We start from the raw sequence: 16,537 nt of genomic DNA on the forward strand, positions 1-16,537 counted from the left end.
TTATTTCGTACTGTTCTTCATAAACTGTTGCACAGCTTTGTTAAAAGCGGCCGGTTGCTCATACTGCAGGAAGTGCCCTGCCTCAGGGATCATAACAAGCTGGCTGTTTGGGATGCGCTCTTTGCCCATCTCGGCCACAGCTTTTGGGGTAAGGTTTGGGTTAAAATATTTGTTAGGGATTAAAGCATCGTTCTCACCAAACACAATCAGCGTCGGCATTTTTAACAGCGGTAGCTTTTCGTGTACCGGCTCATCTACCATAGCAGCCACACTGCTTGCCACTGCTTTGCTATAATCATCAAACTGCTCCGACTTCATGATCAGCAGGCGCTCATCTACCATGTGCTGCGCCTCTGCCGGCATCTTGTAGAAGTTAATTTTATAATTGGCAGCTGTTTGCTCTGGAGTGGTTTTCTGCACGCTCTCCGGCGTTACCGCCATTTTAAACATTTGCTTCTGTTGGTCTGTAAATGTCTCCAGGCCGGCAGGGGCTACAAGTATAAGTTTGCTAACCCGTTCCGGTGCCTGCAAAGCTGCAGTTATGGCAATCTGTCCGCCCATCGAGTGGCCTGCCAGTGTAGCTTTTTTTAGCTTCAGCTTATCCATGAGTTCCAGTACCGTTTTGGCATAGGCATCCATACTTACCTGCACGTTTTCTTTCGACGACTTCCCATAACCGGGAAGGTCTAAGGCAATAGTTCTGTAGTTGTTACTCAGCTCTGCTATGTTCTTTTCCCAGGCTGGTAAATAGCTGCCCAGGCCATGTATAAAGATGATGGTCTCTGACCCTTTGCCCTCGTCAACATAAGCCATAGACTGCCCGTTGGAAAGTGTTACTTTCTTTGTCGGGAATTTATACTTCAGGCTCTCGAACACAGGATCTGCGGCAGGAGTAGCTGTGGCTGCACCAGCAGATTGAGTGGCCGGCGACTGGCACTGGCCGTTAAGCCCGACCAGGCACAAAAACGAAAGCAGGAGCGGAATTCTATACTTAGTTCTCATAAGCAACAGGTTGTTTTTTAGCATTGGAAGACACAGATTCGTTTGCACGCGCAGGCTTTCGGAAGGAGAAGTACAAGGAGAAACCTACTATAACCGAGGCAAGTATGGCCAGTGCGGCTGCTATACCCGGGTTTCGTACCGGAGCATCCATATAAGAAGTAAGGCCGCCATAGTATATAGCAAAATGCACGGCTACCGAAGTAAGCGAAGCCGCAACAGGCGCAATAAGCGGTACCCGTTTCAGGAACATGCCAAACAACACCGGCACAAAGGCCGCCGAGAAGTAAGCATATACTCCGTTCTGTGCAAAGATACCTACGCTCAGGTTTGGATTAATTAACTGGTCAAAAGTTAGCAGGATAGTTACAACAGCCAGTGCTACAATCACCAGCCTGTTTACCAATACGCTGCGTGTCTCTACTCTTGGCCCAAATATAGGAGTAAGTATATCCGAAGTGATGGTAATGGAAAGCGATTGGATGAGGCCTTCTAAAGTAGACAATCCGGCAGAGATCAGCCCCATTACCACCAGCAGCCCCACATACACCGGAAACTCGCTTACCACGTAAGCCGACATGATGCCATCAACAGGAATAGCGGTGCCATTTATACTTAAATCCGGGAAGGAGATGCGGGCATAAAGTCCGGCTATTACTACAAGGAAAAAAAGCGCCTCGGTTACCACCCCTACCAGCAAGTATAAATTAACGTCCTTTTCGTTTTTGAGCAGCAGCGATTTGGTAATAATGTGCGGCTGGCAAACAATAGCAACACCTATAATTAGTTGGCAAAAGATGATCTCAAAATTATCGCGGAACAGGAAACTCTGCGGGTTAGTAGGCTCCACCAGCAGTGGGTCTATGGCAGCCAGCTTATCTAAAAAGCCATGCACGCCGTTGCTGAAATGCTCGTAGCCTGAGCCTAAAAGTATAAAAGCTACAATCACCATTAAGATGGCCTGGATCATGTTGGTGTATACCATGGAGTTGGCACCGCCAAACATCATATAGCCAAACACAAACACAACAATGCCCACGCATACATGCAGCTCGTTTAAGTTTAGCACGCTTGCCAGCACTTTGGTAAGGCCCACGCAAATCAAAACAATAAACGTAATCAGCAGCAGCGACAGGAAAGCGAAGAACATGGTGTAGCCTTTACTCTTGTACACGGCCCCCATCCATTGGGCCATTGTTTGCGCCTTTACAGCCGTGCCCATACTTCTGAAACCTTTGGTGAGCACTACTAAGGATAAAAGAGCAGCAGCCGGTAAGGCTATCGCCATCGATATAAAACCGCTTACGCCGTACAGCGCTACAAAGCCGGGGTTAATGATAAAGGTCGCGGCGCTCGTCATGGAGGCGGCCAGCGCAAGACCAACTGCCACAGGCGAGAAAGCCACACTACCCAAGGCATAATCGGAAATAGAACGAATACGCAGGGCACCCCGCACTACAAAGAAAAGTATAAGCGCAGCGTAAGCGATAACCAGTATCCAACCAGCCGTTACAAGTTCAGATGGGGCCAAGCTGTTCATAGGGAGTGGTGTTATGAGTAATAATTTGTTCTATTAATTTAGGAAATATTACACATAGCTCCGCTGCTATACTTGCCAACTCTGCTTTTTTTAAGGTGAAATAGGAGGATGATGAGGTGATACCTTTTATAGGTGGGTGAGCAGGCACTCATTTTTATTTATGAAGCGGTTATCTGCTAATGTAATCATACCCCCTGCTCCCTTTGACGGCAGAGCCGTCTCATTCTGATAAAAGTCTTGAGAAAGCTCCTTTACAGGATGACAGAAAAGAACTAAATGAAAAGTCCCCTTTGAAGGGAGCAGGGCGATGTCGATCATTCTCGAATAACCAATCTAAAATAACTCAGCTATAGTATCTGCAAACGCTTCAGCAGCGAATCTTTATGGGTGTTGCCGATAGGTATACTTTTGCCACTAATCAGGATATTGTTATCCTCTATGGCCTCTATGGCCGTAAGGCGCACGATATAGGAACGATGTACCCGCATAAAATCTTTGTTAGGCAGGTGCTGCTCCAGGTTTTTGAGGCTTTGGCTAACCAGGTACAGGTGCTGTTGTGTTTTAATGTTGCAGTAGATATCCTGCGCTTCAGCCCATACTATATCACCCAAAGCCACTTTTTCTAAACGGTTGCGCACTTTCAGGAACAGTGTATCGTGAAGCAGGTAGTTAGCTGGTGCTTCGTTGGCAGGTGGTTCCGGGGCAGGTTCTGTAGATGCAGCTGTTGCTAGTTGCTGTCGTAGGCTTGCATTGTGTATGGCCACTTCTATGCTGCTCTGCAGTGTGCGCACATCAAAGGGCTTTACCAGGTAAGCGTGCGGGTTTGTTTGCTTGGCACGGTCAATCGTTTCTTTATCCGACAGAGCCGTCATGAAAATGAAAGGTATTTTACTCGACTTTGAAAGCATCGCTGCCGTGTCTATTCCATCAAGCTTGCCCTCTAGCGTAATATCCAGTATGGTTAGGTCGGGGTTATACTTGTGCACCTCCAGCAGCAGTTCTTCTCCGGAACTTACGATGGCACATACCTCGTACCCCATCTCCTCCAGCGAGAATGAAAGGTTTTGCGCAATCACCACATCGTCTTCGGCAATCAAAAGTTTTACTTTGGCCATACTTGTAAGTTTAATCCATTCAAGATAGAAAATTTACCACTAACTAAGAAACGGCTGCAGCTGGTGTTCATAACAAGTATAGCTATTAATAGATTTTTTGTAAATTGATGTATGCTTTTGCCCCACCTGTTATACTTCAACCGCTTGCGAAACTGGTTTTTAAGCCTGCTGATGCTGCTGTACCTGCCAGTATCGGCAGCAGAGCGGCTCCCAAGTACGGTAGAACTGCAGGCCAGGCAACAAATACTGGCACACCAGCTGCAAGTATACCATGACACTGGCGCGAAACTTTCAGTAAAACAGGTGCGGCAACTACCCTTCGAAAAACTGGATACTATTGCTACACTGCAGGCGGGCAAAACGGTGCATTGGGTGCGGGTGGCACTGCACAACAGCAGCAACAATGAGCAGGAGCGTTACCTCTACGCCGGCGACTGGAGTAAACTACAGCTTTATACCTTACAACCAGACGGAGTTTTTAAAGTACAGCAAACTGGGCAGTTGTTGCCTGTGCAGGAACGCGACGTGCCACAAAATAAACCTTACCTGCGGGTAAGGCTAATGCCACACAGCCACACGCTGCTATACCTGCGCCTGCAAGGCGACCTGAACCTGTACAAGCCACAGCGCCTGAGCCTGCAACTCTACATGCCTGAGCAGGTGGTAAAAAAGAACAATAACCGCTTGCTGGTGCAGGGCCTGTTTATGGGCATTATCTTGGTGATGACGCTCTACAACCTGGTGCTGTTTATCTCGGTGCGTGACCGCAGCTATTTATACTACGTGCTGGCACTGCTGGGTACAGGTTTATACTTTATGTTTTACCATGGCTTTGCACTGGAATTGCTGTGGCCCAACGCACCTTACTGGAATGCCCATAGCTTTGCCTTTATTGTTACTTTTAATGGCCTGTTCCGGCTGCTGTTTACGCGTAGCTACCTGGGCACAAAGCAAAACCTGCCCCTTTGGGACAAGCTGCTGCGGTTGTTGGCCATGCTGTATGCGTTACCAGTGGCAATGGGGCTGCTGTCGTACTTTACACCGCTGGATCTGCTGCAACCATGCGTAGACCTGATCGGGATTATAGGAGGTGTTGTGCTGATCGTGATGCTCTTTGTTGGGGTGGCATCGTTGCGACAAGGGTATCGTCCGGCTTTATACTTTTTAATTGCCAACGTGTTTTTTGTGGTGGGGGCGCTGCTGTTTATACTTAAAGAAACGCACCTGCTGCCCAATACTACACTTACAGTATACTCGGCGCAGGTAGGCATGGTGGCACAGGTAGTGCTGTTCTCGCTTGGCCTGGCTTACAGGCTAAACACCGTTACAAACGAACTTGCTGCAGAGGTGTTGGAGAAAAAACGGCTGGAGCTGGAGAAGGAAACAGAACGCAAGCGAATGGCAGAACAGCAGAAGCAGGAGCTGGAAGTAACCGTGGAAAATCGCACAGCTGCCCTTCGCCTTAAAACACAAGAGCTGAACCAGACAGTGCGCCAACTGCGGGCATCCGAGCACAAGCTGCGCCGCCTCAACCAATTAAAAGACCGCTTCTTTTCCATTATCTCCCACGACCTGCGCACACCACTGGCTACCCTGGACTCTTTCCTGAACATTCTGCTTAATTTCTCTGACAGGATGAAGCCGGAGCAAATGCAAAAACTGGCTAACCACACGCAACTATCAGTGCGCAACCTGCAGGCGCTGCTAGAGAACCTGCTGCAATGGGCTGCCTCCCAAACTGACTCTGAACACTCTATGCGCTTTGAGCCGGAACAGCTAAACTTACAGGAGTTGGTGCAGCGCAACGTAACCTTGCTGCAGGATACTGCCGATACAAAGCAACTACAGTGGCAGGTGGCGGTGCCAACAGAGGTAACGGTTTTCGCCGATGCCAATATGCTCGACTTTATTGTACGGAACCTGCTGCACAACGCGATTAAGTTCTCTAATGCAGGCGGGGAGATAAAAGTAACAGCAAAAGCCCGAGGCAGGTATGCAGAAATTTATGTAGAGGACAGTGGAGTAGGTATGAACGCAGAGGTAATTAAGTCGCTTTTACATGCCCAGCAACCGGCTATTACCACCAAAGGGACAGCAAACGAGAAGGGCACTGGCCTAGGCTTAATGCTTTGCCGTATGTTTGTAGAGCGTTGCGGCGGAAGCATTAAAGTAAAAAGCGAGGAAGGAAAAGGCTCCTGCTTTTGGTTTACTGTGCCATTAGCGCTTACCAAAGCCAGCCGCAACCAGGAGCGGGAACTGGAAGAGGAGATCTGCTAAACAAGCCAGCAAGCTTTAATCCCGTACTTTGTAATTTCTCTTTTTAGGATAATCCGTTAGATTTGCTCATCACTTCACCAACACATAACCTCATGAAACACACCTTACCAGACGGACTGCAATTGTACTACGAACTGCACGGCAACAGCGAGGCCTCACAAGCCATTGTTTTTCTGAACGGACTTTCTCAGTCTACTGCAGCCTGGGCGGGTCTGGTGCATGCACTTGGTAAAGAGTATAGATTAGTATTGATAGACCTGCTGTTTCAGGGGCAAAGCGATGCAGCGCCGGATCACCGTAGTTTCGAAGGCCACGCAGCCGATGTAGCAGATTTATTAAAGACCCTTGATCTGCCGGAGACAATGCTGGTGGGAATATCCTATGGCGGAGCTGTGGCGCAGCGTTTCCTAGTTAACTACCCTGAGTTGGCGCAGGCAGGGGCACTGCTGTCTACCTTTCCGTATAAAGATGCTTATTTTGATGCGATTGGCTATAGCTGGGAAGCTGCCTTAAAAGCCGGAGGTTATCCGCTGATGCTGGATGTGATGCTGCCAACAGTGCTGGGGCGAAGCTATTTCCTGAACCCGATTATCACGATTGAAAACCTTAAAAACGCCAAGGCCAACCAAAGCCCAACCCCAGAAAACATTCTGAAACTAACACAGGCCACAAAAGAAAGCGATAACTACCTAAATGAACTAAAGAAAGTAGAGGTGCCGGTGCTAGTGGTTCAAGGGGAAGAAGACCCGCTGTGTACTGTAGAAATGGGAAAAGCGATGTACCAGGCACTACCAAACGCGGAGCTGGAAATCGTGCCAAACGTAGGCCATACACTCAACCTGGAATGTATCCCGGACCTGATTCAATTGCTGGACACCTTTGCTGCTAAAGTTAGGCAGGCCAAGACAGTATAAGTTTAGAGTGCTGTGTATCGGGTTAGACTTGCCAAACCTCACAGCGTCTTCCTGACCTGTGAGTGTTTTAGCTAAAGCTTCTCCTCCAGCCACAAAAATCCGCTGCTTAATACAAAGAGCACGAAGAACCAGATCAGCGAAACCGGTTCTTCTCTGTAAGCAACTGTAACTTCATCGGCAGTTGTGTTTTGCTGTGCTGCAAAAGCCTCGGTGGCAGCCTTACGTTCGGCTATACTTTGGAACTCCCAATCCGATTGCTCCTGCACGTAAAAAAAGTATGGCTCCGAGTTAGCGGTTTCTACTTTATGCCAGCCGCTGTTGCGTGGCCAGAAGGTGCCGTTATAGGTTGAGGGTTGATGGATATTTTGCTCCAACGGCAGGCTGATACTTACAGAGTCTGTTAAGCTGGTTACAGTTGATGTTGGGGCTGCGACACCTGCCAACAAAGTATGATCAGTGTAAGAAAGTATAACTGGTTTATCCGGATGCGGCACCTGCGGTTTCTCAAGTTGCCAGAACTTCTCTTTCACTTGCTCTCTAGCGATAGCCGATAATATGGTAGCCCAATAGCTGGCATACACATCATCTTTGCCCTCCAGTTGCCACGGAAATGTTTGCGGGATGTAACTCATGGCCACTTTACCCCAGCCAGCTTTTTTTGCTCCGGCCAACAAATTGTTGCCCTGTTCAGATATCAAACTATTTACAGCTGTTGTGTTTACCAAAGTATAAGGCGATGCATTTATACTTACCTCACTTCCAGACCAATTGGCGCGGGTGCTGCGGGTGTCTTGTTGCGAGATCCGCTTGCTCTGGAAGTTAGTAAAGAAGCTGGCACTGCGGTTGTTGGCAGGTTCTGTAGCAACGGTAAGCACGCCCAAACCATCTTCGGTAACGGCACGTTGTAAGGCTGCTCTTTCACTGGCACTCATACTTTGTAGCGCCTGGGGCTCGGTTATAACCACATCAAAGTTCTGCAGCAGTTTAGGGCTGATTCGGCTAAGGTCGGTCTTAATCATGTTCACCCACTCGCTCTGGTTGATGTTTTTACTGACTGTAGTGCGGTAAGCTATTTTGTGCTGTTGTTCTCCTAGGTGGTTCTTCAGGAACTTGAACTCAAAAGATGGCGCAGAGGCCAGTAAAAGTATACTTAATTGCTGCTGTTCTGCTACCTGTACCGGTACTTGCCCCAATGTATCTGTATTAGCTCCGGTTTTAGCCAGCAACGTATAAACAAAGCGGCCAGTTAGCTTTGGTGTGTTACGCAGGCTAAATGTATAGCTGCTATCAGGTTTGATCTCTACAGAATCGCGCAGTTGGCCTGCTGCTTGTAAGTATAATTTGGCTTGACCTTCGGATTTATATTTTCCTGCTATAGTTACGGCCTCTCCTAACTTTACCGCTTCCGGCCACTGCACTGTATTTACCCCGGCTGGCATTTCTGATAGATGTGGGACTAGCTGCACATCTGTCAGAGCCTTTAGCTCCTGTTCTTCTAAGCCGTATCCTAACAAATGCACTGTTTGTAAACCCGGCTGCTGTTGGCGCAACGTATAAAGGTTTGTTAGAGGAATGGCTTCGTCAGCATCAGCATGTAAAGTATAAACTATAGGCTTCGCGTCCTGCTTTTTCAGGATTGCCTCTAACGTATCTTGGTTATAGCCTTCGGTTAAAAGTATGGCCGCACTCGGGTTAATGGCTTGCTCTGTAACCGGAGGGAAAACCAGTAGCACCAAGCTGATACCAGCCACTACACTTGCCACCAAGCGTAGTGCCAGCCGCTGCCGGTTAGGCCTGCGCCATGCCAGCCATAGCAGGAGTAAGGTAACAGGGATTGCGATTAACCAGGTATACATTTTATGTTTTAATTCTACTTTATCTGATGGCGCGAGCGTCCACGCTCGTGCCGGCTATAGTTGGGCCTCTAGCCCAATCGGTTTACAAACTCAACCTAATTGTAAGCACGAGTTACAAACTCGCGCCAGCAAATAACCTTTTTTAAAAAGTGTTATAGTAGTGGCTTAACCTCCCTTCACACAAGATCCTTCCAGGATGACAGTAGGAATGGTAAAAGCTTAAAAGTCGCCCTTTGAAGGGAGTAGGAGGATGTTGATCGGTATAAAAACAACTTTCTAACTCCCCAAACTCTCTAATTTTCTAACTTTTTCATATACACTCTTCCCAGTTTACTCCTTACTGCCTGCTGCGGCTGTGGCGTCTGCTCTGCTGGCGGCAACAAATTCACCCATGCACGTTCTATCGAAACTAAACACGACTTACACAAAGCCTCCCCACGCTGCACCTCCGAAATTATAGTTCTCAGATCTTGCAAAGCTTTTAAATTACTGCCGGGTTTGTTGAGTGAACGCTGTGCCAGTTCCTGACCAGCTTTTTCCAGAATGGTAGCATCAGCCGATTTATACTTGCCGTTCTGCTTATACTTTGCCACCCATTGCAGCGCTGCGCTGGTATTTGGCAACGGCTTCTCTGCATCTATACTTTTCTGATCACTCAGTGGCGTAACTTTATTCAGCTCTCCCGTCAGGCGCAGTTCCGGTTCTTTCAATGGCGGAGCTTCGAAACCGGTTTTGGCAACATAAGCCCTCTGCGATTGCTGTACATCTTTTAGCATGCGCAGCGCCTTGTACTCGTAGGGCAGCGCCTCCTTAGGTTTATGTGTGCGCAGGCGCAATTCGGCTTCCCACATTTGAGCCAAGGCTCCTTTTAATTTGGCCTTTACAGCTGGTTCAAAAAATGTCGCTTCGCCCTCCTGATCGTGTTTGTGCATGTATGGGTCCAGCAAAGCTTCGGCGCTGTTCTTGTCTGCAAACTCTTCGTGGTCATGACCGTCGCCTTCGTAATGCTCCTCGCCTTCGGGTATGCCGCCTCCGGGACCAATGCCGCTTTCAAACTCCTCACCCAGAAACTTGCCGTAGCGCAGGCGCAGTAGCTTTTGGTCTATACCCAGGGTGTTGGAGCGCTGCTCAAACTCGGCACGGGTTATACTTTTCTGCTCTTTCAGCAGCTTCTCGGTATCAATGATGATCTGGCGCTGGCTCCTGAAATACTCCGGCACCGGGTTCACGCCCATCGACAGGTCAAAAGAGTTATCAACTATGGTGGTGTCCTCTATCTGCACAAAGTATGTTTCGGAACGGGTGTAGCCGCGGTGGCGGTCCCAGGCCTGCAGGTAAAAGTATAGCTCATCGCCGTAGGTCATGCCCAGTTTTTGCAGGTCCAGGGTTTGTTTTACTGTATAGTTTTTGGAATTGCCGCTTAGGTTGAGTTTAATCTTCTCTTCCCTGAACTTCACGGCCTCGCCTGTTCCTTTGGCTACAGTGGCAATCATGTTGGCTTCGCGGATGCCGTAATCATCAGCAAGCTGTGCTTGTAGGGTTACGCGTTGCGGCTCCCCAAAAAGTACCTCCGTATACTGCTCCGGCTTCTGGATCTGGATAGTTGGAGCCTCGTCCGGGATAATTTCCAACGTATAAAAGGACGATTTCTGCCCGTTCAGGTTGATGGTGTAGAGCCCAGCCGTACTGAAATTGCGCGTTAAAGTATAGTTTTTGCCTTGTTTTTTGAAGCTGATCGGTTTTTGTTCGTTTAGCTCCAGCTGCAATTTGGCTGGTTTGTTTGTGCCGATGCGCCAGGTTACGGTGGCTCCCTCTTCTACACGCAAATTAGGATTTTCAGCGCGGTAGGTGCTTTTGCCTGTGTAAGCAGGCGGAGCGATAGAAATTTCTATCTCCTCAATTTTAGCAGCCGTATCGGCAGCGGCAACCGGAGCGTTCGGAAACTCAACTTTTATACTTTCGGGCTGGGATGTTGCAAGCGGTTTTGCCGGCAAGTATAGAATTCCGATAGAAAATAGCAACGCTAACCCCAGGAAAGTATAGGTGGCAGTGCTACGCAGACTAAAAGTTTTCTGCTGCTCCGGATGCAGCTGTAGTAACTCACTTGATACACGTTGCTGCTGTAGCTTTTGCAGTAGATTCTCAGGCTCATGCAGGAGAAGTTCGGTGCTATCTTCGAGTTGCGGGTATTGCCTGTTAAGATGGCGCGCTACGTGTTGCAGGCTGATTTTAGAAATTGATCTCCAGCGAAGTACAAAGTATAAAATTGCTCCTAGAAGTATAGCCAAAGCGGTAGATGCTAGCAGAGGCACTTCAAGTTTCCAGCGCCAAAGTATAGCCACTGCCACAAGTATAGCAGCCAGAGCCTGCAACGCATACAGCCCTAGCTTCGCCTGCACGTACTGCCTGCGAATGCGGTGTAAGATATGGATGCTATCTGGTGTGGCCATTTATACTTTGCTGCGCCTGTTGGCGATAATTCTCTCTATCAAAAATAAAACACAGGCTGCCAGAACAAACCATCTGAGCAACGGTGTTTGAGCAGTTTTATCTGTACGGACTGGCTTTGCCTTTACTTGGTTTACGGGCAACAGCTGTTGTTCATCTATGGCTCGGTAGTCGTAAGTTGCCTGTGGTTGCGGCAGGAGCAATGGTAGCAGCAACTCCGGCAGCTGTGCACTCTGCCCCATTTCACTCCAGGCTGGTGAAAACCCGCTCCTGAAAGTATAAACCTTACCCCGACCAATGTTTTGGAAATACAGCAACTCTTCTCCGTTTGCCGTAGTCCAAAGTTGATTTTGCGGCGGTGGCTTTTGTTGGTTAAGCTGATGCACTTTTATAGCTGTGGCGCCTGCTCCCGTTAAGCTGGTCTTTACACTTTGAGACTTTTGCCCCTGCTGAATCCATACCTGTAGCCCATGCTTTACCTGTTGGTTTATACTTTCAAGCAGCTCTTTACTGCGTAACCAGAAAACCCAGTCAGCATTAGTGGTATCAGCTTTAATTTGAATCGGCACATCAGTATAATTGCTGATGGCTTGCAAAGTTGCTCTTAAGTATGGTACTTCTGCCTGTTGCGCTTCATCAGCAAGTATGGCTACCTGCAGCGGCTCTGTCTGCACTTTTACTTTGCTGCTGTTACCAGAGATGGTGACCTGTAGGGTGTCCTGCTGGCGTTGCAATTGCAACTGCTGATTAGCTGGCAGGTTTATACTTTGTACAGATGCGGCTGTTTTATACTTGCTATAGTTGGTGCCTTCGCGGGAACTGTGGCCAAGTATGAGCAGCAAACTGTCGGGTGCTGTTTGGATAGCCGCCTGAAGCCAGGTTATACTTTTATCCGTAGCAACCGGTATCCAGCGGATGTGCTGTGGTAACGTTTCGGGGCGGGTGCCTGCAAAATACTGCTGCTGGTCTGAGGTGAAAAGCAATACGCTATCTTGTGGCAATTTATACTTTGAGGCAAGGGCAGGCAGAAGGCTCCAGTAGTTTGTGTTATTCTCTATTGTGCTGTCTTGTGTACGGCTGCTGATCTGCTGCCACTCTTCCTGCGGTATCTGCTCCAGATCTGGTGTATACTTGTGTAAAGTATAACCGCGCTGCAACAGAGAATCTATAGTTGGTTTGATGGGTTTTAAGGCGGAAGTATAAAGTAGTTCTTCGCCGACTACTACAGCTTTTGATCCCTTAGGTTTTTGCGCCTGATGCTCCAGCACAGGTTGTGCCAGCGCCACAGCCAAAAGTATAAGTATAAGGCAGCGCAGCACCAGCAGCCAGAAGTTACTCAGCTTTATACTGCTCAATCGGTTACTCGCCGACGCCTCCAGCCAACGCAAACTACCCACCTTTACCGTCTTCCCCTGCCGCTTGTTCCACAGGTGAATGGCAATCGGTATAAGTATAGCCGATGCTGCAAAAAGTAAGTATGGTGCGAGGAAGTACAAGTTTATAGTTGTTGGTTATTAGTTTGTGGGGCGATTAACCTACCCCTAACCCCTCCCAAGAGGGGAATTCTACTCGTGCAAAATATTCCCCTCCTCGGAGGGGTCAGGGGTGGGTTCTTCATATTTTTTATGCACTCAATCACTCATTCGTTCATTCAAAATTATCCGTAGAGCAGCCGCTTTTGCAGGAATGCTCTCAGCGCCTTATCCAGCGGCTCGTCGGTTACAAACCTATTGTAGGCTATCTGGCGGTTGCGCATGTCTTTTTCTATGTCTTGCAGCCACTCCTGTTGCTTGGCTAAGTAAGATTGCTTTTGTGAGGCGCTGCTTACCTGTAGCGTTTGCCCTGTTTCCAAGTCCTCGAAGGTGAGGGTGCCGGTGTAGGAAAACTCCAATTCGTTGCGGCTCATCAGGTGGGCCAGTAGCAACTCGTGGCCTTGTGCTCCCAGCTTATACAGCAGGTCCTTTATCTCGTGCTCGTGCTCATACAAATCCGACAGGAAAACGGTAAGCTCTTTCTGCCGCCTATCGGCGAACAGGTTAGCAGCCACCTCAATGCCCGGAAACTTACCCTGTGGCTTTACTTCAGCCAGCTGGTGCCAGAAACGCTGCAGGTGCATGTTATCGGAGCGCGGGGTCAGGTTGATGAGTTGGTTCTCGTGCAGCACGTACAGCCCCACGGCATCACCCTGCGTGGTAGCAAGGTAAGCCAGCGACGCCACCATAAACCGTGCATAGTCCATCTTGCTGACTCCGTTCAAATCCTCATGTGCCATCGAGGCGCTGCCGTCCAGTATAAACCGCACTGTAATGTTGGTGTCTACCTCGGCCTCCCGGATGTAGTAGCGGTCGGAGCGGGCAAACATTTTCCAGTCGAGTTGGCGCAGATCATCGCCGGGCTGGTAACTGCGGTACTGGCTAAACTCCAGCCCTGCACCACGCCTCAAACTCTGGTTTTGCCCCGCCAAAAAGCCCTCCACCACTGTTTTAGCCAACAGCGGCAGGTCTTTTATGGTAGCCAGTACCTTCGGGTCGATGAATTTGTGGGTGCTCAAGGACTAGGGTTTATGGGATGGTTGGGCTTATGTTTTCCATTTAATGATTTAACTGCATTATAGATTATGATGCTCGCTGCAACAAAATTGACTAAATGCCAAAAGTATAAACCTACAATTACTGCCCTGTCAAAATTAGTCATACTTGCCCAACTCCAGTATTCTCCCTTGCTCTCATCATAAAAGTCATCGTAGGCCATCATCATTATCCCCAAGGCAGCATAAACAGCTAAATCTATCAAAACTATTCCCAGCCATATAGCAACTCTTTTAATTATCAGTTTCATTGATAGAAGTTAACCAGTTCGGACAAATGACAAATTGCAATCGTTCTTCTCCCTCAAATGTGTTGTAGCCATAACAGGGGCAATAGTCATCTAATTCTAACTTCTGCATTTCTAGTCTTAAAACTTACACCAAACTCTGCCTCAATTTCAAATCCACCAACTCCGCCTCAATAGCTGCTTCATCCAATATAACATCCACTCCACCCACTAACTCTTCGCGCACCTTCAGCATATACTTTCGGGTGTCGGTGTAGAGCACGATGGCGGCGTCGTAATGTATGGTTTCGTCGAACTCCTGGTTCCAGTCCTGGTACACTTCCAGCATCAGCACCTGCGACGATAGTACCTTAATCTCCGAGTACTGCCCTGACTGCAGCAGCTTTTCGCAGCGGAGCGGCATTTTGCTTTCTTCGATGGCAAACTCGTAGTAGGTGGTACTCGAACCAGGCGTAAGTTTATAATCTGCGCTGATGTTAATGAAGGTCAGGTCGCCGCGGTTAGTTTTCAGGCCAAGCGCAAATTCAGGGGCCCAGTACAGTACCTTACTGCCTGCAGCTTCTACTTTTATTCTATCGGTAAAGAAGTAACAGATACGCTCTCCCACGATCTTCTTCAGGAGCTGTGTGCCCGTCTCCGTCAGTTTTATAGTTGTTAGCTCTTCCATCTGTTTCTTTCTTATTAAGTTACACGCGAGTCTGGAGACTCTCACCCACTCCACGTCACGGGTTGGATACCCGCGCCAGTAATTACCAATTCATAATTCCTAATTCATCATTTATAATTGCCCGCAGGGCCTACACCAACACCGCTTTCGGCAACTTTATACTTTGCAGCAACTCGTCCACCACTTTATCCGGCGTTACACGCTCTGCTTCGGCGGCGAAGTTTACCAACACGCGGTGGCGCATTACCGGGTAAGCCATTGTTTTAATATCCTCTGCAGTTACAGCAAAACGGCCATTTAGTAGCGCCCTGGCTTTTGATGTAAGTATAAGTGCCTGCCCTGCTCTCGGGCCTGCTCCCCAGCGGCAGTACTGTTTTATAAAATCTATACTTGTACTGTCGGGGCGGGTGGCGCGTACGAGTTGGTTTACAAAGCTCAACAACTCTTCGCTTATACTTACCTCACGCACCAGCTGCCGCAGCTGCATTACCTCTTCGCCGCTAAGTATAGGCTGCACCTGCGCCTGGCGCGTGCCGGTGGTGCTCGAAAGTATGTTTAGCTCCTCCTGCTCGGTCGGGTACTTTATTTTGATGTAGAGCAGAAAACGGTCTAGCTGTGCCTCGGGTAGCGGGTAGGTGCCGGCTTGCTCTATCGGGTTTTGGGTAGCTAGCAGAAAGAATGGCTTCGGTAGGAAGTACGTTGTGCCTGCATAAGTTACCTCGTGCTCCTGCATGGCCTCCAGCAGCGCTGCCTGTGTTTTGGGCGGCGTACGGTTTATTTCGTCAGCCAATACAATGTTAGAAAAGATCGGTCCCTCGTTAAACTTGAAAAAGCGTTTGCCTGTGGCGTGGTCTTCTTCGAGGACCTCAGTTCCCAGAATGTCAGTTGGCATCAGGTCCGGGGTAAACTGTATCCTTCTAAAGCCCAGATCCATCGCGTTACTGAGGGTGCGTACCAATAGGGTTTTGGCAAGGCCTGGTACGCCTTCCAGCAAACCGTGTCCGCCAGCCATCATGGTTATCAGCACTTCGTCGAGTACCTCTTCCTGGCCTACGATTACTTTTTGTATTTCCTGCTTTAGCTGTGGCAGCTTGCTAAGCAGGTGGTTTATGTCTTGTTCAGTCACGGTGTTTTAATTATCAATGACGAATGAATAATGATGAATGGAAATGTACTTTGAGAGAATAAATCATTACTCATTCATAATTATTCATTAACTAGTCAGCGCATACATTATTATATTCACTCCAAACTTGGTGTTATCTTCTGCCAGCCAGCGTTTGTTTCTGAAATCGTAGTCCCATTCGCAGCCGTAGTCTTTGTTGCTGTAAAGGACAGCTATGCGTCCGTTTACCTCTATCGCTTTTAAGTAATCGTGCACCAGGTCGTCGCCCCAACCGTTTAGCTCGAAGCTTGTAGTAGGAGGTCCATCCTCAAAGGTGAAGAAGCTGCGATATAGTTTATGGTTGTTTGGTATCTTCTTCAGCGCACCTGCTCCAAATATCTGCCGCATCTGCTCTTCAAACGATTTTGCAAAAAGCCCGTCGATGTCGTGATTGCAGTCGTCTACAAACACGAAGCCGCCGTTCTTCACATACGTCTCAAAGTTCTGCCGCTCCTTCTGGTTAAACTGCACCAGCTTATGACCACTCAGGTAGCTAAAAGGATAGTTAAACAATTCCGAACTCTCCAACGAAATCACCTTCTCCTGCTCGTTTACCTTTACTGTGGTGTATTGGATAAGCGAATGCAGCAAGTTACTTGGCATACGGGGATCGGTATCCCAGTTGCCGGAGCGGTACTGCAGGCGCACGAAGGTGAAAGGTTGCACTTATAAAATGGATAGTGATTAAACTAACTGTCATCTCGAACAACGTGAGAGATCT

14 protein-coding genes are annotated in these 16,537 nt (G+C 48.4%); 2 read left to right on the forward strand and 12 right to left on the reverse strand.

Annotated features, from left to right (window positions below):
• From WG943_RS20245 to WG943_RS20260, 4 genes are all read right to left on the reverse strand, one after another.
• On the reverse strand, window positions 1–1,002 hold the full coding sequence (locus WG943_RS20245) for an alpha/beta fold hydrolase (protein ID WP_340411765.1): 1,002 nt from the start codon (window positions 1,000–1,002) through the stop codon (window positions 1–3).
• On the reverse strand, window positions 992–2,539 hold the full coding sequence (locus WG943_RS20250; RefSeq protein ID WP_340411767.1) for a sodium:solute symporter family transporter: 1,548 nt from the start codon (window positions 2,537–2,539) through the stop codon (window positions 992–994). Before WG943_RS20250 ends, WG943_RS20245 begins: the two co-directional genes overlap by 11 nt.
• Before the next feature lie 126 nt (window positions 2,540–2,665).
• Window positions 2,666–2,857, reverse strand: a complete 192-nt coding sequence (locus WG943_RS20255) for a hypothetical protein (protein ID WP_340411769.1) — start codon at window positions 2,855–2,857, stop codon at window positions 2,666–2,668.
• Window positions 2,858–2,886: 29 nt separating this feature from the next.
• Window positions 2,887–3,654, reverse strand: coding sequence for a LytR/AlgR family response regulator transcription factor (locus tag WG943_RS20260; protein WP_340411770.1), 768 nt, complete (start codon window positions 3,652–3,654; stop codon window positions 2,887–2,889).
• Window positions 3,655–3,798: 144 nt separating this feature from the next.
• Between WG943_RS20260 and WG943_RS20265 the strand changes: the two genes are divergently transcribed.
• Both WG943_RS20265 and WG943_RS20270 read left to right on the forward strand, forming a co-directional pair.
• A complete protein-coding gene (locus WG943_RS20265; protein ID WP_340411772.1) occupies window positions 3,799–5,931 on the forward strand; it encodes a sensor histidine kinase in 2,133 nt (710 codons plus the stop codon).
• A 92-nt stretch (window positions 5,932–6,023) separates the two neighbouring features.
• Complete coding sequence (locus WG943_RS20270; protein ID WP_340411774.1) at window positions 6,024–6,845, forward strand: alpha/beta fold hydrolase; 822 nt, start codon at window positions 6,024–6,026, stop codon at window positions 6,843–6,845.
• A 71-nt stretch (window positions 6,846–6,916) separates the two neighbouring features.
• On the opposite strand, the gene WG943_RS20275 is transcribed toward WG943_RS20270, so the two are convergent.
• From WG943_RS20275 to WG943_RS20310, 8 genes are all read right to left on the reverse strand, one after another.
• On the reverse strand, window positions 6,917–8,701 hold the full coding sequence (locus WG943_RS20275) for a hypothetical protein (RefSeq protein WP_340411775.1): 1,785 nt from the start codon (window positions 8,699–8,701) through the stop codon (window positions 6,917–6,919).
• A 293-nt stretch (window positions 8,702–8,994) separates the two neighbouring features.
• The gene (locus tag WG943_RS20280; RefSeq protein ID WP_340411776.1) at window positions 8,995–11,151 is read right to left on the reverse strand and encodes a DUF4175 family protein; all 2,157 of its coding nucleotides are present in this window, start codon (window positions 11,149–11,151) and stop codon (window positions 8,995–8,997) included.
• A complete protein-coding gene (locus WG943_RS20285; protein ID WP_340411777.1) occupies window positions 11,152–12,645 on the reverse strand; it encodes a BatA domain-containing protein in 1,494 nt (497 codons plus the stop codon). It abuts the gene before it with no gap.
• Window positions 12,646–12,806: 161 nt separating this feature from the next.
• Window positions 12,807–13,700, reverse strand: a complete 894-nt coding sequence (locus tag WG943_RS20290; protein ID WP_340411779.1) for a DUF58 domain-containing protein — start codon at window positions 13,698–13,700, stop codon at window positions 12,807–12,809.
• Window positions 13,697–13,987: a hypothetical protein gene (locus WG943_RS20295; RefSeq protein ID WP_340411780.1), complete on the reverse strand. Its 291-nt coding sequence runs from the start codon at window positions 13,985–13,987 to the stop codon at window positions 13,697–13,699. The genes WG943_RS20290 and WG943_RS20295 overlap by 4 nt, the downstream gene beginning before the upstream one ends.
• 124 nt (window positions 13,988–14,111) lie before the next feature.
• Window positions 14,112–14,651, reverse strand: a complete 540-nt coding sequence (locus WG943_RS20300; protein WP_340411781.1) for a hypothetical protein — start codon at window positions 14,649–14,651, stop codon at window positions 14,112–14,114.
• A 130-nt stretch (window positions 14,652–14,781) separates the two neighbouring features.
• Complete coding sequence (locus WG943_RS20305) at window positions 14,782–15,777, reverse strand: AAA family ATPase (RefSeq protein ID WP_340411783.1); 996 nt, start codon at window positions 15,775–15,777, stop codon at window positions 14,782–14,784.
• An 87-nt stretch (window positions 15,778–15,864) separates the two neighbouring features.
• On the reverse strand, window positions 15,865–16,482 hold the full coding sequence (locus tag WG943_RS20310; protein ID WP_340411784.1) for a DUF4159 domain-containing protein: 618 nt from the start codon (window positions 16,480–16,482) through the stop codon (window positions 15,865–15,867).
• Window positions 16,483–16,537: the final 55 nt, after the last annotated feature.

The organism is Pontibacter sp. H249 (genome assembly GCF_037892465.1).
GTDB lineage: Bacteria > Bacteroidota > Bacteroidia > Cytophagales > Hymenobacteraceae > Pontibacter.